This window comes from Salinivirga sp., assembly GCF_035268865.1.
In the GTDB taxonomy this organism is placed as follows: domain Bacteria; phylum Bacteroidota; class Bacteroidia; order Bacteroidales; family Salinivirgaceae; genus Salinivirga.
In genome coordinates this window covers 1-24488 of sequence record NZ_DATFKB010000178.1, presented here as the reverse complement: position 1 = coordinate 24488, position 24488 = coordinate 1, and the positions used below count along the sequence as shown (strand labels likewise).

Sequence of the window (24488 nt, the reverse complement as noted above, 5' to 3'; positions counted from 1 at the left end):
CTTTTCTTTGGATTAATACACGGATTGGGATTTTCTAATTATCTCAGCATGTTGCTTAGTGAAGAAAACAGTCTCATATTGCCACTTTTTGGATTTAATACGGGTGTAGAAGCAGGACAAATCCTTATTGTAGCATCGCTGCTTTTGTTAAGCTTCCTGGTGCTTCGTATCACCTCAATAAAGCTCCGCGACTGGATTTTTTTACTATCCGGGGCAGGCATTGGTACTTCAATTATTATGATTATTGACAGAATTTAAAAGCCAGGTTTAACGATTGCTTAACCGCCAAATACACGATTTTTATTAGTTTTGAATTACCGAAACCCTAAAAATCCCGAATATGAAAAAAATAATACTCATATTTCTAACCTTAAGCATCTGTACAACAGCCTTTACACAAGATTTGACCTATTCATCAAGCGATTTGGGGGCTGTTGGAGATCTTTTTTATACCCGTGAACTGCAACTTGATACCACCGACTGGATTCCGGCAGACAGCATTGACCCACAAATGTGGAATTTTTCATCGCTACAACCGAACCAGAGTGGAACAATTGAAATATATAGCAAAAACGATTTTCCTGAACTTGACACACTCCCCGAGTCTACCCTGGTGATGCAAAACCAGGACAACAGCTACACCTGTCTAAATCTGGAGAATAACTATTTGTACCTGCTCGGAATGTTAATGGATATGGATGGAACATTATTTCCTGTTTTGCTCGATCCGGCACCTGAATATTTGCACTTTCCATTGACCATAGGCGAAGGTGGCTCTGAAACAATCAGCCATCAAATCCAGGGAACTCCCGAGGATTTTAATCTTAGTGTACCGTTTCATGACTCTGTGCGCTTCGACATACAAATAACTGCGAGTACAATGGTCGAAGATACAGGCACAGTAACAACCTTGCAATATGCTTACCCAGCGTTTAAAGTGTCGAACGCGACCATCTTTGAAGTCGACCTTTATGGCAAACCCTCCATTGGCAGCTGGTACCTTATGCAAGATGATGTGGCAGTAGATTCCACAAAAGGATTGCAATTCTACACACCCGAATATGGCGTGCCAGTAGTTGAAGTGCAAATGACCTGGAACAATGAAATACAAAGTATGCGCATGATTGACGAAGATCCTCAAAGTATTGTTAGCATACATCAAACAAACATTGACCTGTATCCTAACCCAATAAAAGCTCAACAAACATTGCATTTTAGTCAGCCTTTATCCGATGTAGCTATTTTTGATATGAACGGCCGGCTCATAATTAAACGCGCAAAACCTGTAGAACAAATCAAATTGCCGCATTTGCCGGAAGGCGTTTATATTCTAAACAGTACAAATTTGGTCAAACCCCAAAAGATAGTAATTCAATAGATCGATTTCGATTGTTCTGTTTTATTTGAAAATATAAAACGATTTCACTAAATTACTAACAGGCACAAGCTTGCAGCAAAGTTTACGGGCGAAATATTGAAAAAAATAATTTAACAAATAAGGTTTTAGATGATAAAAATTAATACGTTACAAGACTTTTATAAAACCATGGCAGCCACACGGCAGGTCAGGAAAAAAATGGTAGCTGAATATCTTCAAAATAACCGGATTTCACACAAGGGCGAAATTGAAGATTTGAAAAATGCTCTGGATGCACTCGAAAACATTGCTCGCGAAGGCAAGAGCTTTATACTCAAAATAGATGCGCAAAAATCCATTGAAGTCGACCTGGGTTATGAGATAGATGAACTTAAAAGAGATATTGTATTTCTGGAAAACGGTGAAGAAGCCCTAACTAGTCACCTAAGCAGCATACACCCCGGTTTTTCAGAACAAGTTCAGCAAGGTGTTGAATTTTTAAACGGTAAAAACATTCAAAACCTGATCACTGACCGCGATGGAACCATCAACAACTATTGCGGCCGCTATCGCTCCTCCATTCAGTCGCTTTATAATGCTGTTTACCTTACACGTTTTGCAAGGAAAAAAGCCAAAAACAGCATCGTGCTCACCTCAGCACCATTGCAGGATCCGGGTCTTGTGGATGTAAGCACAACACCCGATGAAGACTTTATTTATGCAGCCTCGAAAGGCCGGGAATTTATGCTTAACGGTAAACGACAACAACTGGCTATTGCCGAAAAAAAACAAGCCATGCTGGATGCCCTTAACGATAAACTTGATGAATTACTCAAAAACCCGGCATACGAGAAGTTCGGACTGATAGGTTCGGGCATTCAACATAAATTCGGACAAACCACCATAGCGCGTCAGGATGTCAGCAAGTCTGTTTCTGAAAAGGAATCGCAGGAATTTTTTAAGTCTGTAGTGGCATTAGTAAATGAAATAGACCCGGGCAAGCACTATTTCCGCATTGAAGATACCGGAAAAGATATTGAAATTATTCTAACAGTAAACAGTGATGAAGGCGGCACAAAAGATTTCGACAAAGGCGACGGAGTGATGTATTTAAATGAAACATTGAACCTTAAAATAGAAAACGGTTGGAATCTTATTTGCGGGGATACACATTCAGATGTGGCGATGGTGAAAAAAGTAGCCGAACAATCAAAAGATGTGGCTGTTATTTTTGTAACGGAAGACAAAAAACTCATGAATGAGGTGCTTGAAAGAGTACACAGGAATCAATGCCTGTTTGTTACTGCACCCGACATACTGGTTAGTATTTTTAACAAGCTGGCTATAAAGTAATTACAAAACATAAACTTAAAATACACCTATATGCAAGTCAAGGGAGTGATATTCGATTTAGATGGCGTAATAACGCAAACTGCCAATGTGCATTTCATCGCATGGAAGCGCACATTTGAGGAGTTTTTGAAAAGCAAAGGAGCCGACCCGAAATTTACTTATGAAGATGATTACGTACCCTATGTAGATGGAAAACCAAGGTACAAAGGGGTTCAATCGTTCATTGAATCACGCGGATTTAAACTCCCATTTGGCGACCCGTCTGACAAAGCCGGAAAAATGACCTATTGCGGTATTGGAAACAATAAAAACATAGCATTCAGAGAGGTAATAAAACATGAAGGTGTTGATTTGTATGACTCCACACTGACTTTCATCAAAGAACTAGAGAAGCACAACATCCAGATAGGTGTAGCTTCGTCAAGTAAAAACTGCCGGTTTATACTGGAAAGTGTAAACCTCGCCGAGCGTTTCGAAACCATTGTTGATGGAGAAGTTTCGCAAAAACTGCAGCTAAAAGGAAAACCCGAAGCCGACATTTTTGAAAAAGCCGCCAGCAATATGAGACTGCATCCCAAAGAATGTGTGGTGGTTGAAGATGCAATTTCAGGTGTGCAGGCCGGTCGCAATGGTAACTTTGGTCTTGTTTTAGGCATCACGCGTACAGGCGACAAGCAATCTCTACTGGCCAATGGTGCCGATATTGTTGTAAACGATATGGAAGAAATATCATTTGAAAACGTGCTGCAATGGTTCAAAAACGATGTTTACGAAGACAACTGGCACCTGACTTACCATGGCTACAATCCTGAAGAGGAGATGCTGCGCGAAGCGCTTACCACCACCGGAAACGGCTATTTCGGATCGCGCGGTGCTTTTGAAAGTGAACGCGCCGATGATGATACCCACTACCCGGGAACTTATGTGGCCGGTGTGTTTAACAAAACACCGTCAAAAGTACACGATAAAACCATATTCAACAACGACTTTGTGAATATGCCCAACTGGCTACTGGTGCAATTTAAAATAGGCGAAGATAAAAAGCCGCTTACCCTTGCCAATTGCGAAGTACTGGAGTATGAGCACCGCCTTAATATGCGCGATGCCATTATGACCCGTTACATGGTAGTGCGCGATAAAAAAGGCAGGGAAACCGAAATAAACGTAGAACGGTTTGCCAATATACAATTGCCGCACCACGGACATATCAAATATGAAATTACACCACTCAATTACAACGAAAAAATTACCATCATCAGTGGTATTGATGGTTCCATTATAAACTACGGTGTACCCCGCTACAGGCAATTGAATTCCAAACACCTTGATGTGATTGATAAGCATGCTGAAAATGGAACCGTGTATCTGCATGCACGTACCAATGCATCAAAGGTTGATATCCATACCACGATTCGCAACCAGTTGTTTGAAGATGAAAAGCAATACCAGTTGCACACCTCCAGGGTGCAGGAAAAAGATGAGGAGATATATGAACACCTGAAGTTTAATGCAGAAAAGGGAAAAACATATAAACTCGAAAAAACAGCAGCCATTTACACTTCGCGCGATATGGATGTGGCCGATCCACAACAATCGTCGCGCATGAATGCCGAAAATGCTGCCGACTTTGAAACCCTGTTCATATCGCACCGCGACTACTGGCACGGCATGTGGAAAAAGACCGGCATAAAGATCGAAGGCGATCGTTTTACCCAAAAGGTGGCACGCCTGCACACTTACCATTTGCTTGTTACCGGTTCGCCCCACAACCAGAACTTCGATGCCGGCATACCCGCACGCGGATTGCATGGCGAAGCCTACCGCGGACATATATTCTGGGACGAAGTGTACATTCTACCCTTCTTTGTAAAGCACTACCCGGAAATTGTAAACGCATTTCTGAAATACCGCTACCGCCGCCTCGATGACGCACGAGCTTATGCCCGGGAGCACGGCTATAGCGGTGCCATGTTTCCATGGCAAACTGCCGACGACGGTAAAGAAGAAACACAAGAAATACACTACAACCCCGTTTCAGGCGACTGGGGGCCCGACCTTAGCCGCAGGCAGCGCCACGTATCCATTGCCATTGCCTACGATGTACTGGAATACATGAAGTATACCGGGGATGATGCCTTTTTCGAAAATTATGGCAGCGACCTGTTTTATGCCATTTGCCGCTTCTGGGCAAGTATTGCCGAATATAACGAAACCGACAAACGCTACCATATAAATGGTGTGATGGGACCTGACGAATTTCACGAAAAATATCCGGGCAAACCGAATGAGGAGGGCGGAATTAACGACAATGCCTATACCAATGTAATGGTTAGCTGGTTATTGAACCGGGCCGTGGAGCTGCTTGACGAAATGCCGGAAACTCTCACTCAACGCATCAATCCGACAAAGGATGAAATAAAACGCTGGAAAGCCATTGCCAGCAAACTGTATGTACCCATGGACGAATCAGGCATTATAGAGCAGTATGCCGGTTATTTCGACCTGAAGGAACTCGACTGGGCACATTACAAAGAAAAATACGGCAACATTCGTCGCATGGACCGCATATTGAAATCGGAAAACGACTCGCCCGACAATTACAAGGTTTCGAAGCAGGCCGACGTGCTGATGATGTTCTTCCTGCTGCAACCTCAGCAGGTAAAAGAAACCCTTCAAAGACTCGGTTATCAATGTGGCGACCCGGTAGACCTGCTACGCAAAAATTTCGATTATTACATTAAACGTACAAGCCATGGCTCTACGCTGAGTTACGTGGTGCACAGCTACGTGCTTAAATATTTGAATGTAGACAAAAGAGTACTGTGGAAATGGTTTAGCAACGCCATGGAAAGCGACATTTACGACACCCAGGGCGGCACCACCCGCGAGGGCATTCATGCCGGGGTAATGGCAGGTTCGCTCGACATCATTATTAAAAACTTTGCCGGGCTTAAAATGAACAACACCATTGAAATAGCACCTAATCTGCCCGACCACTGGAATCGCATCTCGTTTAACGTGTTGTACAAGGGTGAAGAATTTAACTACACCATCACGCACGATGAAATTGTGATCAGACCCACAAAAGAGTGCAAAAGCAACTTCGAGTTTATCATTGGCGGTAAAACACACAGCATGGAAAATCGCAAAGAATTGAAAGTGAAGTACTAATTTCTAAATAGACTAATAGTGAAAAAGAAAACCCCGAATGCGCTGTTTGGGGTTTTGTTTTTTAGGTTGGTTTAGTCTAATTATAAAGCCACGGCAGCATGCAATAAGGTCTGCGATGCAATTACGAACCAGCAGGGATAAAAATATCAAACCAACCTACCATGATCTTTGTAACGAAGGTTAGCCTCCTCTCTGAAGCTTTTAAAACTAAGGAAGAATGTCTAAATTAGCACTGTCTGAAAAAAGGTAAGGCTTCACTTCGATTCGTACAACCCAACCCTCCACCAACTCAGTGCCCTGCGGGGGTAATTCTATTTTTAACTCAAATTAAATTAGAAAAACACGAATGGTTTAGTGTGAATAGCCCCGCATAAGCTAGTTCGCCATAGCAAAGCTTTCACTTCCCCTATAGGTTCAGCGAACGCGGATGGCGAATGAAAAATGCGGGGTAATTTGGTATCCTGGCAATTACAACTCCGGAGTAGTTGAATTATATCTTATATCTCGTGGATATTTCTCTGATGATCATGGACGGATTGCAACTGATCCGCCAGCTGGCGGAGAGCTTAACAAAGCTGAAACCACGCGATGGAATGTACAGTAAATGATTTAATTTTCAACTATTCTTTCACTATTTTAGTTATAAAAATCTCATTATTCGTCTGAAATTCAACAATATAAATACTGCTTTCAAAACTTGATAAATCAATAATTCCGTTCTGTTGAATATTAACTTTTGTAATAATGGTTTTTCCTGCCAAATCGAATACTTTAACCTGTTGAATACTATTTTTTGTATTGTCAAAGTTTATTATTCCAGTTGTAGGATTTGGATAAATTGAAATTCCCTTCTGTTGCATTGTTCCTGTAGAAACAAAAGCGTTAACCTGAACGTCAATAGTACACTGAGCTTCCCTATTTGCAATGTCTGTAATGGTCCAAACAACTGTAGTTATTCCGATTGGGAATTCTACATTTTCTAAAGTTGTTAAACCGTTAAAATCATTTATAATACTGAACCCATCGCAATTATCACCACTTTCTGTTGGGTCAAATTCTGTTCCTGAAACGGTATAAACTGTTTCACCTTCTGATAATTGTTTTGTTTGATTTCCAATACAGACGAGTGTTGGATCTGTATAATCTTCAATAATTACATTTTGATCTACATTGATACTGTTTCCGTTGCCATCATCAAAATTCCATGTTATTACGTAGTTTCCTTGCTGTGTGTATTCTGTTGGGTCGGTGGTTGTTCCTGTAACTGTTCCGGCACAATTATCTGTAGTTGTCGGAGGGGTTGCGGTAGCTGAACACTGGTCTGTAATATCAGCTAATGTGGGTGTGTCTGGATTAGTATCGTCGTTAATAATTACATTTTGATCTACATTGATACTGTTTCCGTTGCCATCATCAAAATTCCATGTTATTACGTAGGTTCCTTGCTGTGTGTATTCTGTTGGGTCGGTAGTTGTTCCTGTAACTATTCCGGCATAATCATCTGTTGTTGTAGGTGCGGTTGCAGATACAGAACATTGGTCTGTGAGGTCTGCTAGAATTGGCGTTTCAGGAGGTGTTACATCATTACTTGCATTATACTCATAAACTCCCATATCTACAATTGTACTTCCGTTTGCGTCTCCATCATATACTCTGGTTTTTCCATCTAAATCATACGATATTGTGACTGGAACGGAACTATTGTCTCCATTGTCGATGGCAGGCGATGATGTACTCAAATGCCAATTTATTCCTGTTGCCAGATCTTGTCCTATAGTAGCTGAGGGATTCATGAATTCAGGATCCAGAGCGGTATTTGTAGCCTCAAAGCCTCCCATTTCATAAGCAAAAGCACCTGAGCCATCTGTAACAATATTACCACTTGAATTGTCAATATTATTATATCCAACAGTGCTTGTTGCATCTGAAGCGTATAAATTCCGGGTATTGCCCCAAATTATATTATTAGTTATTACAGCGCTGGCTGAAAAACATGCAATACCATCTATTTCATTATTTACAATAGTATTATTAATGATTTCTGCTGTACACGAAGGACTCCATGATTCGCATCTAACACCAATTCCACTATTGTTGCTAATTAAATTATTATGAAGACCAGCACTTACGATTCCTCCATAGGCTATCATGTAAACACCTGCATTTGGGCCGGTGTTATTTCTAACTATATTGTTTTCAATTAGCGGCATAGCATCATAATAATATCCAATCACACAAATTCCGGCGCCAAGCGAAGGCATATTATTACCTTCAATAATATTATTTCGTACAACTGTGTTGTTGGGACCCAAGTATGACCATAATGCTATTGCACCACCTTGCCCGCTTGGTGATTCTATTTCTGTACCTTGATTAGCACCGGTAACAGTAAATCCATCTATGACTGTTTCGTTACTGCACTCCTCATAACTCAAAACTACTGAAAAACAATTATCAGTAACATCATTTTCAATTCCAATATCACCACTCAATATCGTTTCGTTTTGCCTGTAATCCCGCTCCGCCAAACTTGATTCATCACCGGCAAATCCTCCGTAAAACTTAACATTATCTTTTAATATAAAAGCCTTATATCGTATTTCGGATAATGCATACATGCCAAGCATTTCAGTAGGATAATACGTGCCGGCAGCAACCCAAACTTCGCCACCACCCCGGCGATTCATCATCCAAATGGCCGATTGTATTTTTTCTTTCGGTAATGCATTGGTCCAACTCGTTCCATCGGCACTGTTCGCTCCATTTTCGGTTAGGTATATTACATTATTTGGGAAAACCTCCATATCGAGCGTAATATGAGCAGTGTAGGTTGTTCCTGTTGCATTAAACACTTCGCATCTCAATACTGCATTATCGTATTCCATTCCGATATCAAAAACTTTTAATTTCGATAAACCTGTTCCGTAGAAAGGAACCGTGTCGCGCAAATATTCCCAGGTGCTACCATTAAATAATTGCCAACGGAATCCGCTTATATTGCTTGCTTGTACTTCAATTATATTATCGTCCCCGGCTAATATTGGTAAGTTCACAGGGGCAGTGTAATTATTTAATACGGGAGCTGCGGGTAAGCTTCCATTGTATTCATAAGCTCCAATATCCGGAGTGCCGTTTAAAGTTCTGTTGTTACCTAGTATATCTGTATCAACCTGGGGTAGCAGAAGCGTAGCATCACCCATATTTATGCAAGATGATATTTGCTGAAGGTTCCAGTTTGCAGATTCCAGCTCCAGACTATCAGCTTCAGTTGTAGCATTTCCACAAAAGCTTACAGGGTTTATAAATGCAGGGTCGCAGCTCAATGAGTTTTCCGGATAGGGGTTTTCGTCCATAATGCGATCGTTATTAGCATCGAAGAACATATCTCGTTCTCCTCTTTTAATAATACAATTTGCATAATCCGGCGTTACACCTGCTGTGCTAATTTGGTCCCCGATTTCACCGGATTCATTATTCCATAAAATACAATTTGAAATAGTTGTATTATGCGTGCCTGGGCCATGTAGGTATAGCTGCACGCCACCCGGATAATTATTTACAATGGTGTTATTGATTAGTTTTGCATCAATTGTACAAGTGTAATCAGACCAGTCTCTTATGAAAATCCCACCACATCCTGCAGTTGCAGTATTATTGAAAATAACATTATTTGAAATAACGGGTGTGGATGTAGCTGTGCGTGTCACATTATGAATTGCTGCTCCTCGTTTTGCTGAGTTATTGTACATTGTATTTGCGTTTATAAAGGCATTCATTACGCCCTCTCTTGCATGTATAATTATAGCTCCTCCTTCTTCTACGGCAACGTTATGTGCAAATGTATTGTGGCTTACTTCAGTGTTCACATTTCCAGAATAAGCTATTAGATATAAAGCCGCACCTTCATTTGTCGATTTGTTGAATTTAAATTCATTGTTGCTAATTTTTCCATTTGCTTCGCCATGTGAATACAAGCTTACGGCTCCTCCATTATTTGAGGTTGAATTATTGATAAATTGATTGTTTATAATGTTCCCATTGAAAACTCCAGTGGAATATGTACTAATACTGATTGCCGGGCCATTTGCCCCTTCGTTATTTGAAAAATAACAGTCTTGAATGGTCGGTGAAATCTCATTAGAATAGCCACTAATTGGAATACAAGAGTTATTATCCGTAAAATTATTAAAGGTGCAATTTGCTATTTCAACACTAATTGGGTTTGAAAATGAAGATATTTCTATTCCATTATTTCCAATACCCTGCATAAATGTAAACCCATCTATTTTACCTCCTGAATTATTACACTCAACGATAACACTTCCTGTATTATTACCTTTTAGTATGCTGATATTGTTCGTATAATCCCGTTCACTTAATAATGCCTCATCACCAAAAAAGCCACCATATACTTCAACGTTTTCTTTTAAATTCAGAGTTGTGTTTAATGTATAAGTTCCGGCTTTAACCCATACCTGACCGGAACCCGATGTTTCGATAAAATCTATAGCAGCTTGAACATCATTTGTGGCATTTGCCCACGATGATCCATCGCCTGTTCCTGCTGAGGTTGGAGCAACATATCTAACTTGTGAAAAAGCTGAAAAAGAGATGATGCAGGCTAAAACTAGAAAGATGTTTTTCATTGTTCGATATTTAATGTATAATAATTACAAGGGGCTAACTTGTTGCTTTTCGCTGTTCTGGTTGCTAGGGTGTTCTTGTATTATAACGATTCTGTTTTCCCAAGTTTAACTCCTAAACCAAGATTTATTGAAAGCCAATTTCCATTTAAACTTGAAATACTATAATCTCCTATTGATGCGCTGGAAATTTCAACTGTGCTATGGCTTGATATCTTGTATAATACTGATGTATTTAAGAATATTCTTTTTGTTGCGTAATACTTCATATTAATGCCTAAATTTACATTAATCGCTTTATACTTGGTAATACCTGATGAAAAGGAAGCTGTGTAAGTTCTATTAGCCGATTTTGTATTTACGCCTGAGCCTATTATACCATATACGTCTAATCGCTTTGTGTCCAGAAAACGGTAGCCGTAATTTGCTTCATAGTATCCGAGATACGCATCTATAATCTCCTCATCCGCTCCTAAGGTTGAAGCGTATTCAGATGTAGCATTGTTGTATGCCGTGTAACCTAATGCTACGTCAAACCAGTGATTGCCTACAGAGGCTCCCATGCCAATTTCCCAACCAACTGAAGGCCCATAATCAGGTAAAATAATCGTATTATCGCCAAGTTCTTCTATATTGTATGATCCTTTGCCGTCAAAGTCGCCACCAATACTATTGTAGGTTGCATTTCCCCAAAAATAATAATTGACTGTTATTGAACTACTCTGTTGGCTAAGTGATAGCTGACTTATGAAAATAAGTGGTAAGAGACTGATAAATAGTTTTTTCATGATGTTTTCTTATTAGCAAAACAAAGAAACAAAAAGTAAAAAACTATTAAATTGATTTAAATCAATAAACACTATTGTTCTTTTAAGTATTGATTTTTAGCCCTGCAGAAAGTCTCGGGGGCAAGTCCTAAATAGCGGGCAATAAGTTTTTGTGGGACCTCTTGTAGATACAATTTTGCCTCAGGTATTAGATTGATAAAATGATTAAATCTTTTACTGGCGTCCTTGTACTGTAACATAAGCGTACGCTGCTCTCGCGCACTTAACACTTGTTCGAACAGTTTTGCGTAGATATAACAGAATATATTATTTTTTAGCATTAATTGTTCTGCATCAACCTTTTCCAGATATAGTATTTCCACATCCGAAATTGTCTCCTGTATTACGCTTGTTGATTTTTCAAGCAGATAGCTATCAAGGGAGTTGAAGAGCATTCCTGGTAAAGAAATATTGATTGTGAATATCTCTCCATCAATGTAAGTGTACATGTGGACAATACCTTTAATCACAAAATTTAAGCGTGTTTATGTTTGCCCGACATCCAGGATTTTTTCGTTTTTTTCATATTTAGCCTTTTAAGATAGACTAGCATATCCTCAATATCGGCTTTCTCTATTGTTTTGATTTGTGAAAACAGACTGTAAACTAAATTAATATCACTTTCTGTAATTGTATGCATAAACACTGATATTATCGTTGTTTAGAAAAATATTGCTTTGCTGAAATGTCTTTGCATTTCTATTTTAAGCACTCCTGAAAGCCTGGCAAGGTTTTCCTACAATTTGAAGTCTTTGCAATGTGTGTGCATGCCATTCGTAAATTTTCATAGGTTCTCACACATTATTTGTAAAATTATATTTTCCAAATCAACTCAGTAACTATTTTATGGTCTCATACAAGGTCCACCTAACCCTTCATAGCCAATACCCCTTCAGGGCAATGGGCTGTTGGTTAATAACTACAGGGCGTTGTCCTGTGTTACTGCTAGTGCGCCTTCAGTTTAAAATTGCGTTCAATTATGAGGTCTTGAATATCTTAATTGCAAACGAATTTGCTGTTAATATCTGAGGTCAAGAAGTTAAATCAGCGCGATCTGGAGTAGCTTTCAATAGATAACACATATTTTATATATTCTTTCGCATTCATATTTAGAAAATATTCGATAAAAGCATCAAATTATTACTAATTTTTCTTTGTGATTTGGCTAAAAAAGAACTTTTTTACCAGAAATAGCCTCTCAAAGCTACTCAAAAGGCAGCCTTCCCGAAAACAACAGACAAGTGAAAAGTTTTGGCTGGTGTTGTACTTCGTTGTTTTTTATTTTTCAAGTCTTCGTTTCAGTTCGCTTTCTATTTTTTCTGCTGATTTGTATTTACCTATAAATTTACCTTCTTTATCAATCAGATAATGAAAAATCATATTCACATTACCATATTTCTCATAAACGACTGAATTTCTATTTTTTATATCTGATACAAAGGGCCATTTCAAATTATTTTTTATAATTGTTTTTTTCCAGTAGTAAGGATCTGTATCAGCGTATACTCCAAATAATTGTAAACCTTTTTCGTGATATTTCTCATGAAGCTCAGAAAACCCTTTGGGAAGCAAATCCATATAAGGACACAGATATACAAAATACAGAAGCACATAATCTTTACCGACATAATCAGAAAGAGAAATTTTATTTCCTGCCGTATCCTTTAATGTGAGGTTAATATAAGGTTTTTCGGGTTGAACTTTTTCCAGCTTTTCAATTTTCTTTTTTAAGTTTTTGGCCATATCAGAGCTGTAGACAGATGAGTCAAGGGATGTATAGAGGGAATCCATAACATCATATTGAAACAGAACTCTTGCACGTTCATAAACAAATAATCTCAGAATAGAAGGAGCTTCAGATAGCATATAATGCTCAATATAACTGAATTTAGAATGATGAGCCCTTGAGTATTGTTTTTGCAAATTACTGGCCTTTGATTGATTATCATTTTTAATGGCTGTTTGGATTGCTTTGTCTAAATTTTGAATAGAATCGTTATATTGTGCCTCCTTTGCAATATATCTTTCATATTCTGTTTGGGTTTCGGAACCATGGATTTCAGCATCCGGATATATATTCTGGTTCGTTTGAATGATTATCTCACTATTTTCTATAAACAAAGGTATTGAGCCAAGTTGCTTTTCAATTTTTATATATCGTCTCTGAGGCCTTCTAACTGAACCTTTAAATTCAAATCTTCCATTTTTTAAAACTGTGGAATCAATCGGATTAATATCATATTGGTTTTCAGATTCTTTTGTCCCTAAATAAACAATGCCTGAGTCAATTCCTTTTACCTCACCTTTGATTTCAAAATTCTCTTTTTCTCCACAAGAAAGTGAAACCAATAAAATAATCAACAAAACAAAAATTAAATGTCTCATAGTATATAGTTTTACAAATTAAACCCGCTATTTTCATCAGACAATTAAGCATAACTCGTAGCTATAATCTATTAACACCTTATAGCCAACTTAATGCCGGCAGATAAGCAAATGTTTTATGTTCATTTATCCTTCATGTTATTATCAAAGTTACTCATTCCTCAAAACAAAAACAACAGTCAGATGAAAAGTTTGACTGTTAGTTATTAGCTGTTGGCTTTTGGCCATTGGTTGTTGGCCGATTTTTAAGCACAAGCAGACACAATATCTAGTAGCTTCTGAATGCTATTGAGTGGTTTATTGCGCTATCTAAACTGCTGCTTTCGTTTTTTCGTCTAATAACTCCTTTAGTCTTTTTGCTTTATCAGCCATATAAGTATCCGTCAACCATATACCAAGCTTCGTTTTTCTAAAATGAATAATGAAGTTCGCTTTTTTATATGATTCTGCATCGGAAAAATATGGAACGCCATTTAATACCCACGTAAAAACCCTTAACCATTTGGCTAACCGGGGAAACAAAACCTTGTTTAATTCAATGGATTGGATTTCATGATAAGGGTAAAAGCCGGTATTTCGTTCTGTTTGTGCATCGGTTAATTGAATTCCATTATCAAGAAATTGGAATTCAATTTTTGGATCTTTTTTTAAAATAATACTTTCACTAATTTTAGTCCTGGGTGTTTCTTACAATTTACTCCCAAAAAAATGAAAACCAAACCTCATAAATCAGTAATTTTTCAGTTAAGAAACCACATAACCGAACCTTTGGGTTACAATATTACTAATTTTTCCAAATAACTAAGTTCAGAAAAACCATTACTATCCTTACCAGCAGTATTCTGAATAGATGGCAATAATTAATCGGGCATGTGGGTTAAAAATTAATGCGAAAGATAAGTTATACTGCTGCAAGAAAGCCACATGTGAGGAGATGTGGTGCAGCGAGGGATGTTTCGGCACAGACCAATCCATATAGAGACTGGTTTTGAGATATTCACAGGATTTTCTAAATAAACACTGACCACACCATAGCTTATTTACTATGTTGTATGTTCGTATTTTTATTCAGTTGCTTTCTTAATAAAACAATTGCTATTACTAAAACAATCGGGGCTGTCAATATTCCGGGGGTATACGCTGCCTGCATAATTGTCCAAATAGAATGTCCGACCCCATTGATTAATTCAAGAGCAATCCAAAACCAAACTAGAGATTGGGCATAAAAATATTTTTTTTCCAATTGGGAATAACCAACACCACAATCCTAAAACGAAAAGTCCAATATTCATAATTAAAAGACCAGTCGCAGGATTATCAGATACAAAACTGCATAGAACTCTTGCAGGAGGAAAGTTTTCCCATAGCTCACCAACATACTCCTCAATTGAATGAAGGCCCTGAACCAACACGAGGATTAAAAAAATCCATTTCATTTTTTGATTCATAATCATTTCAGGCACGCTCGCATTAGAAAAATAGGAAAACCGGATTTATAAAACTGTCCGGCATAAAACTATAAAAACAGCTATAATTTAATAAAACAATTCACAGCCGATTCATCATTGAAATGTATATAGATGAAATAAAAACCAGGCTCAAGATCACCCACATTAATCTTTTTCTTTGCTTGCCCATATTCTTTTACAAGCTTGCCATCCATACGCATAATTTGCATTGCTGACACGATTCCTGGACCCTCGAAGCGTATATTCAGCTCATCTTTCACGGGGTTGGGATACACACGCAGTTGCAAATCAGTCGTAACTTCGTTGATATTGGTCGTTGAATAGTCCTGAAACAGCCATAAGTAAGCATCTGCAAAATCAGCAGCCCAGGTGCTTTCGTTGTGGTCCCCACCCGCTATTACCGTTGATTGCACATTAGCAAACCCGGTAAAAATAAGGGAATCTTCCATTTGGTAAGTGGTTTGAAGATACTGGTCGCCTTCATTTTCGCCTACATTCTGGTAAAAACGCACATCGTGCTGATACCCGGTTCCGGATAAAAATGCAAAAAGCTCTTCATAATTTGCCCAATAGGCAGGGGAAAACGGGCCACTTTTGCCAAAAACATCCTGATACTTTACAGCGCCATAAAACGATATTACGCCTCCAAATGAGCTACCTATGATACCTGTATTTTCTCTATCAGCCAACGTTCTGTATTGAGCATCAATAAATGGCTTTAGGGTTTCAACAATGAACGTCATGTACGCATCGCCTTCGCCGCCACCATTTAAATTTGAATTGTAATACGGCAAATATTCGTTTGCCCGGTGACTTCCTCCATTATCAACGCCCACGACTATTGGCACATTGTATCCCTGTGTAGCCAGGTCGTTCAGGGTTTCATCAATTTCCCATTCTCCCAGAAATGAGGTTTCCGCATCAAAAAGGTTTTGTCCGTCGTGCATGTATATCACCGGGTAACTCTCCTGAGTTTGTTCATAATCAGGCGGAAGGTAAATCCACACACGCCGCGATCTGTCGAGTTGGGGCATGTAAAACGCGCTATCGACAATATGCACATTTTCTGCAGCAGTAGAATTACCGCCTCCGCCCCCATTGTTATCTGCCCAATTGAGGATTGTAACTTCGACTGTATCGCCGTTGCCAAACGTAAAGGTGCGGTTGGCTATCTCTTCTCCATCAGCCCCTTTCTCCACTGTTTCCCAGCTACCGCGTGTAAATTTAAACTCAATGGTTTCTCCTTCGGAAAAGCCGGTCAGCGTAATTTCCCAAAGATCGCTTTCATTTTTTTCAAGCATATATTGCGCATCGCCCGGATTCCATCCGTTAAAACTGCCGGCAATATAAATCTGATCCTCTGCCGGTGTATAATCGGGGATCGATACCAGGCTAAAAGTAACCTGAGCCTGTGCAGCAAAAAGTATCATGGTTAAAACAAGTAGTAGAAATGGTTTCATATGTTTATTTTTAATTCTCAAAGGTCATTACCTGTCCCGATACCAATCGGGATGGAACCTCCTATTGCCTGTTTTAAAGTTTTTTACCTGCAATATTCCAAATAATCATACTCGTGCCTCGCTTCGCTGAAGCTATGCGAAGGCGCAGCCTTGCTCCGCTGAAGCTACGCGAAGGCGAAGTGTGTTTAAACGTTTAAGCATGGAGGTTTCATCTGTTTATATATGGCTGAATGCCGTTATTTTATTCCATAAGCAATTAACACCGTCTTACCTCTTCAATTACATAGATAAGAGAAATGGGCTATTTTCGAATGGTAAAAAAGCTCATCAATTTCTGGTAAACAATGATTCAGCCTAAAAAGCGGCCACGAATCCCACGTTAATTTTGTTGTATTCGCCCAGGTTATAATCATCGACGAGTGAATATTCCGCAGCCATGCGCACATTCCTTCTCAGGAGATAACCTGCATGTAAGGTGTAAGAGCGATATTTTACCTGATCATAGTTACTTTGAACATCGTTAAACATGCCTATCAGATACCAGTTGCTGTCATCGCCTTTTGGCATAAACAACAATTCAGTCAGTATACCGGTAGTTTCAATGTCTTCTATGGCCGAAATGCTGTCTTGATGCGGAAAAACCTTTGAATCCATACGTGTAAGGTACTGCGCGTTGAGTTCAAACATTTCAGTAACCGTTAATGTAAGGTCAGGCCCCCAAACGAAAGCATTGTTGATTATATTGTCATCTAAACTATTATACTGTTTTTCGCGGCCCGAATAGGCAAAAGCTCCTATTCGAAGAAAATCTCCGATGTCCTGCGATATTCGCGCGACATAGCTTTTGTATTTATCCTTGTCAAACCATCGTTCGTGGGCTTCCGGTATTCCGTTACCATTAACAATTTCACCCACGAATGATGTCCCGGTGTTCAATCCCAGGGTAACCATAACCCCCTTATCATATGTCAGACTAATATCCGAAATACCAATCTTTGGTGTATAGACATGATAGTCTTCCAGAGAGAGCCGGAGTTCTCTTTTAAACAGTGGATCAGACACCTGGAATTGGCCGAGGTAAATATCCAGATCCATGTTGAATAAATCATTATACATAAGAAAAGCGTCTTCCACACCTGCTACTTCAGCTCTTTCATCCATGTAGAAATAGAAATAATAAGCCAGGTTTTCGCTCAACTGTCCACCTGACAATAGCTTCATGAGGTAAGGCGACTGAAAGTCAGTTTTCTCACCGTTTCCAAAGTCGTACCTAATAAAGCCGTCCATTCTTACGGCCAACGGGAAGTTTCGTATGAGCGACAACTTATCATCACCGGCCGGCACGAAATAGCGCGGCGCCTCTTCATCTGAAAGCTTGAAGCCATTGCCGGCAAACGTATCGCCATAGGGCTTCAATTTCGGCATAGCAGGACTATGACAAGTTTTACAGCTAAGTCTGTATTTCCTTGCAAAAGCAGGTATTGCAGAACTTTTTTCAGCGATAAATCCAAATGCAAAAAACACTAATAAGGTATAAAGTAGTTTTCGTTTCATAATGATTAATTTTTATGTATATCCACTTGTATGCTTACTTCACGGACTTATTATTGAAAATCAATTATTTGCCTTTTATCAGCCAACTGGCCGGTGTAATTGAATTTCTTCCACCCTTTAGGGCACGGGGCAAAAGAAGAAAATCAATTTAGATCAATATGCATAAAAGCTGATAATTAATTATTTTTATGGTAACACTGTTATTTCTGTAGATTGACGATTGATTTCATGAATGGCATATTCCTCTTCGGGAACATTCAGTAATTCAGCCACGGGTTTTACGAGCAGTCGGTAATTTAGCACAGCTGTAACTTTAAGTTTACCTGGCGCTACCTCATAAGGCAGGTTAAAGGTAAAAGTCTCCAGTTTGGTTTCCCTGGGACCTATACGGTAATCTACACCCAAAGATGCTGTATTCCACTGCATGAGAGTCATTCTGCCCTGTGGGTCGAAATACGGCATGCGAAAAATGCGGTCGCCTACTGGAACATCCTCACGTTGCACACCTTTAAAATCAGGCTTCTCCAATGGCACACCCATATCCTGATAAGCCAGTTCATTGCTGGCAATGGTATACTCTTCACCTTCAAAGTCTTTTTTATCCACTTTCAAATGAAAAACATTTCCCTTTTCATCCTCTGCTTCTACGTGCAACCACACAATGCGGTCTTCGACCGATCCGGTGGGGAATTTATGCCCGGTTTTCTGGTTGAATAATGCCACGGTAAAAACGGCTACACCTCCTGGAACGGTTTCGTTCACATCAGGCTGTACACGCAGTTCGATTACCCCGTTAAGTTTACCGGGATCGTGAGCACCGTGGAACAAATGCAGTTTGGCATCAGGGTATTTTTTGCCCATACTTGCGGTACGGGTATTTGCTTTGGTCATATGACAATCCTGGCACTGCACACCCTCTTTAGAATAAGGACCTTCTTCCCATTCCAGTTGCGTGGATTTTACCCAGGCACCAAAGGAACTTTTTTCGTTGTGGCAAATACCGCAGAATTTAGCGCTACTATGCAATTCTGATTTCATAATCTCATGTTCCGGCGAATTTGTCCCTCCTTTGCGGGAGCTGTATTTTGTATTGCCGCTGGTCATGATGTAGTTGTGATTATAAGCCGTATCGCCATCAATTCCTTTAATAAGATGGCATACTTCGCATGAAACCGCTTCATTGGCCCTTGATCCTTCTTCGGGTCTTGGTGGAGGCACATCACCGGAAAGGTAGGCCATGGGCGTATGGCAGCCGTTGCAACCTTCATGAACTTTGGCCATTTCAGGGTCATTTTCTGAATGGGCTACTGCGAGCTGAAAGTATTCTATTTCATCCCAGTGGTGAGTATATGCCTTCGACATCATGGATTGCTTCCATTGTTGGTAAAAGGCATTATGGCATGTTTTACATTTAGTAGGCTTATCGAAATCCTCATATTTGAATTCGCCGAACTGATCTGTACTGACTTTAATGGCCACAAAACCAGTAATTATAATGAAAAGGGCCGAAAACAATAGTATAAGTTTGAGTTTCATAATTAGCAGTAATTAATGTGTTTATACCAAAGTTACAAAAAAAAAAGAGCAAGACAAGCTAATCCCCTGTTTAAAAGGGTATTTATATTTGTTATAAATTACTGGCAGCATGAAGAAACCGCCACTCGACAACAGAGGAGACACTTAGAGCCTTTTCGCTTTAAAAGGCGCGTAAAATGCCAAAATCAGGACGTAATGTTAAGTATAGAAGGCAAGAAAAGAGTTCCGGGATGGGTGATTTATTTTAGTAGGCCTTGTAATTGTTTATAATCTCCCACCATCTCAAGTCCGGTAATGCTTGTGCTGTCAGTAAAAATAATGCTTCCCTTTTTATCTAACATGGTAATTTTTAACGTGGCATCGATGCTTTCCGGAATTCTCCTGTCCATAGCACCTTCGTCGGGCGCCTTAAGCATACCGGCATTGTTAGACCGGGTATTCAGTATAAAGGTATTTTTCCTGTTCTCAATTTTGATCTGCACCTCATTTGAATCCGTAATTTCCAAATGCAGTTTTGTGGAGCGATAGGTGGCAAAATGGTGTATTTTATTATTGTGATAAAAGAAACCTAAAAAGCCGTTAAATGATTTTCCCAGCCAGGGAATGTTGGCAATGGAGAGCATGAATGAGCTATTGGCGTCGTTAAAATGATTGCTTTGCATCCAAATCCATGATGAGGGCATGCTCGATCCCCAATCTTTTTCAATGTACCCGCGACCGTTATCAAAATCATAAATTTGGTTGTTGATTTTAATTTTGCCCTTGAGGTTATGTGTCAGGCTAACTACCCCATGGTAACACTCCATAAATGGCACGAACCGATACCATCCCATGATTCCAGGGTTCAGCAATCTGCCTGATGCATAATCAACAAGATTGAACATTTCTACCTTTCCGGACACAGTGGAATCGTTATCCTTTAAATCGAGAATAATCTTATCTTTTGAGAAATAATTATCGCCAATTTTTACGGCAAATTCCTTTTTTGAGAATGAAAACGCCTCAATGGGAAATGAATAGTATTTGGTTTGGGCTGTAACGCCGTTAATTAATTGAATAAAAGCATGTTGTTCATCACCATTTTTAGATAATGAAATGCCCGGGATCACACTCAGAATAGCTTCTCCATTTTTCGAAACCATTTTAAAGTACCAACCTTCAAAGTATTTATTTTTCTTTTTATTGCCCTGAAAAATACTAGTGTTACCCACTTTTTTAAGGTTGTAAAAAGGCATCATTTTGTATTGTTCGAAAAGAACTTCCTTTTTTAATTCCTGAGCGTGCGCAGCGGTAAAAGCAAAGCCTACGATTAAGCCAATGATTGAATAGCAAATATGATCAATTTTTAATTTCATTATGGCCTCTTTTCTAATGCATGATAAAGTCTATTTGCGGTTTCAATTGTTAATAGCCTTCTAAAATCCCGGAATAAGCGAACATTTGATGTTCGGTTAACCAATTTCAATGAATAAATTTAGCAAAGATTAATGAAAATTGGGCACAGTGCATTGAAAATCGCAACACACAAAAGAAAGAAGTTGGTGAGATGGTTTATAGTAGAATATTTGAATAAAATACAGGCAATAAAAAAAGGTCCGCGATGCACTCGCGAACCAGTGGGGAGCTTTTACCAAAAATTAGGCATTGTCTTCAATTTCATCATAAAGTGTTACGGTGCATTCATACTCCGTTTTTTCTATCTCGTCCTGGGTAAGCCATTTCTCCGAAATAACCACTTCGTATTGATCATCGCCTTTTTCATTTAAGTCCCATACAATGGCATCTGCTTCAGGAAAGGCGACTTTACTTTCCAGCTGATCTCCAAACAAGCGCCACAACAGATTATTTTCATTTAACCCATGGCTGAGGGCTTTCAAAACAAGTTCTTTATTGACTTCTGCTTCATTATCGGCAGGTTTCATTTCGAGATCAATCACATTGAACTGAATATATGGAAACTTCCCGTTGTAAGCCTTATAAAGTAACTGGTTCACCTCAAATAATGACTTATGAAAGTCTATTTCGCTATATTTCTCCGGCATTTTTTCTCTCAACATCTCGTTAGAGAGATTATCGATTTGCCCTTCATTCAAATGGTCTGAGAGTTTGTAGTCGAGCACTATGGCAGCAGCCTCTTCGGGTTCGAACTCATTGATGGCCATAAACAGAAAATCTTTGACTTCACCGTCTTTTACTGTTTCAGGATCAGGCACCTCAAAACGACTCATCAGCTCCCTGTAATCGGCCAGGTTCCAGGCATCTTTCAATTCGTCTTTGGTTTTTAAGTCGCTAATTTTCACAAAAGTTTGCATATAATAGTATTTTCGGTTCATTAGGGTAACGGACTGAAGAGAAGAATTGTTGAGTCTTTAATTGGAATACTTTACTTAAAAATGCTACTAATTAAGGGGAGTTTTCAGCTGCGCCTTCGCGCTGCCCTTTGTTTCCCTGAAGGAATTCCTACGCACACTGTTCGTCTCCGATCAGGCTAAATTCCGCACGAACTGTGGGTTGGGCAGCACCCCCTTCAGGGGGCTGGGGGATGTGGGATGGCAAGTGAAGCCATCTGTTTCAAACTTCCGCTGCGGTTATTCAAAGGGATCGCTTCAGGCTGCGGCTTCGCGACGTCTCCGATTGGGCGATGAGGACTCCGATTTAACTTAATCAACTTTAAAATATACGAATCTATAAACTTACAAACCTTTCAACCTGGAAACCTACGAACCTACCAACTTTCCTACCCGCGTTCTGACCCTAAAGGGCACAAACGCACACGAGTTCCAGAAAAATTAAACTACTGAAAGTCAATCAACAAATTAACTTACTAACTCAATCAACCAGTCACTAATCAACACATCACCAAATCTCCACATCAACCAACCACCAGTCACCAACCACCAATCAACTATTCAACTAATCAACCTAATTAACTTATTAACATAGAAACCTACTTCCTGAAATTCCGCTTTGGTTTTGCCTGATTCTCTTTATCCTGCTTTTTCTTTTTGTTGGCAAAATATTCCTGTTTCCGTTTGGCTTTCTCTTTGGCAGCCTCTTTCTTCTCTGCGTTGTTCATCGGTTTGTCTGTTTGCGGGAAAGGATTGTCTTTAATCACCTCAATGCGCTTGTTTATGAGTTTTTCAATATCCTTTACAAATACATTTTCTTCCGGTTCGCAGATAGATATGGAGATACCCTCATCTCCTGCTCTTCCGGCTCTTCCTATTCTATGCACGTAGGTTTCGGGCAGGTTAGGAATATCATAATTAATCACATATTTCAGTTTGTCGATGTCGATGCCCCTTGCGGCAATATCAGTGGCTACCAGCACCCGCAACTCTCCGTCTTTGAACTTATTGAGGACTTTTTGTCGCTGGTTTTGTGCTTTATCGCCATGTATTGCAGCGCTATGAATCTTTTTCTTGCTCAAATGTTTTGCTATTCTATCGGCACCATGCTTGGTTCGTGAGAACATTAAAACCTGTTCAATTTTTGGGTCTTTCAGAATATGCAGCAAGAGCTTTTTCTTATCCTGCTTATTGGTATAATAAAGATATTGCTGCAGTGTGTCGGCCGTAGATGAAACCGCATTGATTTCAACTTTCACCGGTTTATGCAATATCTTTTTCGACAGCGCCACAATATTATCGGGCATGGTGGCCGAAAAGAACAGCGACTGCCGTTTTACCGGCAGTTTTTCAATGATTTTTTTAATGTCGTTGATAAAACCCATATCGAGCATACGATCAGCTTCGTCAAGCACGAAATACTCCACATCTTTTAGCTTTATAAAACCCTGATTCATAAGATCCAGCAGCCTGCCCGGCGTGGCAACCAGAACATCCACACCCTGTTTAAGCGCGTTGGTTTGCGCTCCCTGCGACACACCACCAAATACTACAGTGTTCTTTATTCCGGTATATTTTCCATAGGTCGAAAAACTTTCACCTATTTGAATGGCCAGTTCGCGTGTTGGGGTAATAATGAGCGCATTAATCTTGCGCGGCTTATTATAGTTTTGGCGGTCGTTGTACAAATGTTGAAGAATGGGTATGGCAAAAGCTGCCGTTTTACCGGTTCCGGTTTGCGCGCTGCCCAGCACATCTTTTCTATCGATTATTAATGGTATAGCTTTTTCCTGTATGGAAGTAGGTACAGCATAATTTTCTTCCTTTAGTGCCTTTAGCACAGGCTGTATAATTTTTAGTTCATTAAATTGCATTGCATAGTGTTTTTTACTTTTCCCGCGGCCTTTCAACACCCGGGAAACAAATGTTTAATTATGTTTCAATTGCATAGCGCAAATGAGCTAAATAGCTCAGTGAGCCGGCGTTCAAAAAAGTATTGTCTGATGTAAATGAGAGAATATTCTTTGTAGCTTTGGCTTACGCCATGAATTGAAGTGCCAAATATTTTATTGGCGCTGCAAATATACGGAAAATATCACGATCTTCTAAATGTGAAAGGCAAATATCAGGAAGACAAATGGGGTGCTGATGTTGCCGATTGCCAGGGCAACTCACAACTTTTAGCCATAAATACAGTAGCCGCTACCACTGTCGCCTTATAAAAGTACAAAATTTTCAAATTCCTACGTCCTTATCCAACAAGCCACGGCGGCTATTGGATTTATAGTCTGTTGCCGCCAGTGCATTATTCTACCTGGTTGTCAATAAATTAAACAATGGCTCGTTGATGTAATAATTTCCAGTCCCAAGTTTTTTCTTAGTCAA

17 protein-coding genes are annotated in these 24488 nt (G+C 39.5%); 6 read left to right on the top strand and 11 right to left on the bottom strand.

Going from position 1 to position 24488, the window contains the following annotated elements; translation table 11 throughout:
* The 5 genes from VJ937_RS10820 to VJ937_RS10800 form a co-directional block, all read left to right on the top strand.
* A partial coding sequence (locus tag VJ937_RS10820) for a HupE/UreJ family protein (RefSeq protein WP_324066973.1) occupies positions 1-258 on the top strand: 258 nt, incomplete at its 5' end.
* Positions 259-340: 82 nt separating this feature from the next.
* Positions 341-1378, top strand: coding sequence for a T9SS type A sorting domain-containing protein (locus VJ937_RS10815; RefSeq protein ID WP_324066971.1), 1038 nt, complete (start codon positions 341-343; stop codon positions 1376-1378).
* A gap of 129 nt (positions 1379-1507) precedes the next feature.
* A complete protein-coding gene (locus tag VJ937_RS10810) occupies positions 1508-2710 on the top strand; it encodes a hypothetical protein (protein WP_324066969.1) in 1203 nt (400 codons plus the stop codon).
* A 30-nt stretch (positions 2711-2740) separates the two neighbouring features.
* Positions 2741-5881 (top strand): beta-phosphoglucomutase family hydrolase, encoded by a 3141-nt coding sequence (locus VJ937_RS10805; protein WP_324066966.1) that lies wholly within the window; start codon positions 2741-2743, stop codon positions 5879-5881.
* A gap of 427 nt (positions 5882-6308) precedes the next feature.
* Positions 6309-6485 carry a hypothetical protein gene (locus tag VJ937_RS10800; RefSeq protein WP_324066964.1) on the top strand — a complete coding sequence of 59 codons (177 nt, stop codon included), beginning with the start codon at positions 6309-6311 and terminating at the stop codon, positions 6483-6485.
* Positions 6486-6501: 16 nt separating this feature from the next.
* Here the strand turns inward: VJ937_RS10800 and VJ937_RS10795 are convergent, their stop codons facing one another.
* The 11 genes from VJ937_RS10795 to VJ937_RS10745 form a co-directional block, all read right to left on the bottom strand.
* Entirely contained in the window at positions 6502-10527 is a 4026-nt protein-coding gene (locus VJ937_RS10795) for a choice-of-anchor Q domain-containing protein (RefSeq protein WP_324066962.1), read from the bottom strand.
* Positions 10528-10607: 80 nt separating this feature from the next.
* Positions 10608-11312 carry a hypothetical protein gene (locus VJ937_RS10790; protein ID WP_324066960.1) on the bottom strand — a complete coding sequence of 235 codons (705 nt, stop codon included), beginning with the start codon at positions 11310-11312 and terminating at the stop codon, positions 10608-10610.
* 71 nt (positions 11313-11383) lie between these two features.
* Positions 11384-11800 carry a hypothetical protein gene (locus tag VJ937_RS10785; RefSeq protein WP_324066958.1) on the bottom strand — a complete coding sequence of 139 codons (417 nt, stop codon included), beginning with the start codon at positions 11798-11800 and terminating at the stop codon, positions 11384-11386.
* A 26-nt stretch (positions 11801-11826) separates the two neighbouring features.
* Positions 11827-11991 (bottom strand): hypothetical protein, encoded by a 165-nt coding sequence (locus tag VJ937_RS10780; protein ID WP_324066956.1) that lies wholly within the window; start codon positions 11989-11991, stop codon positions 11827-11829.
* Between the two features lie 638 nt (positions 11992-12629).
* On the bottom strand, positions 12630-13736 hold the full coding sequence (locus tag VJ937_RS10775; protein WP_324066953.1) for a DUF4369 domain-containing protein: 1107 nt from the start codon (positions 13734-13736) through the stop codon (positions 12630-12632).
* Positions 13737-15264: 1528 nt separating this feature from the next.
* Positions 15265-16665 carry an alpha/beta hydrolase-fold protein gene (locus VJ937_RS10770; RefSeq protein WP_324066951.1) on the bottom strand — a complete coding sequence of 467 codons (1401 nt, stop codon included), beginning with the start codon at positions 16663-16665 and terminating at the stop codon, positions 15265-15267.
* Between the two features lie 354 nt (positions 16666-17019).
* On the bottom strand, positions 17020-18219 hold the full coding sequence (locus VJ937_RS10765) for a hypothetical protein (RefSeq protein ID WP_324066949.1): 1200 nt from the start codon (positions 18217-18219) through the stop codon (positions 17020-17022).
* Positions 18220-18405: 186 nt separating this feature from the next.
* Positions 18406-19755, bottom strand: coding sequence for a multiheme c-type cytochrome (locus VJ937_RS10760; protein ID WP_324066947.1), 1350 nt, complete (start codon positions 19753-19755; stop codon positions 18406-18408).
* 239 nt (positions 19756-19994) lie between these two features.
* Positions 19995-21110, bottom strand: a complete 1116-nt coding sequence (locus VJ937_RS10755; RefSeq protein ID WP_324066945.1) for a tocopherol cyclase family protein — start codon at positions 21108-21110, stop codon at positions 19995-19997.
* Between the two features lie 282 nt (positions 21111-21392).
* Positions 21393-22067 (bottom strand): hypothetical protein, encoded by a 675-nt coding sequence (locus tag VJ937_RS10750; RefSeq protein ID WP_324066943.1) that lies wholly within the window; start codon positions 22065-22067, stop codon positions 21393-21395.
* A 635-nt stretch (positions 22068-22702) separates the two neighbouring features.
* Complete coding sequence (locus tag VJ937_RS10745; RefSeq protein WP_324066942.1) at positions 22703-23977, bottom strand: DEAD/DEAH box helicase; 1275 nt, start codon at positions 23975-23977, stop codon at positions 22703-22705.
* Positions 23978-24157: 180 nt separating this feature from the next.
* Here VJ937_RS10745 and VJ937_RS10740 point away from each other — a divergent pair, with 180 nt between their 5' ends.
* Positions 24158-24325, top strand: a complete 168-nt coding sequence (locus VJ937_RS10740; RefSeq protein ID WP_324066940.1) for a hypothetical protein — start codon at positions 24158-24160, stop codon at positions 24323-24325.
* Positions 24326-24488: the final 163 nt, after the last annotated feature.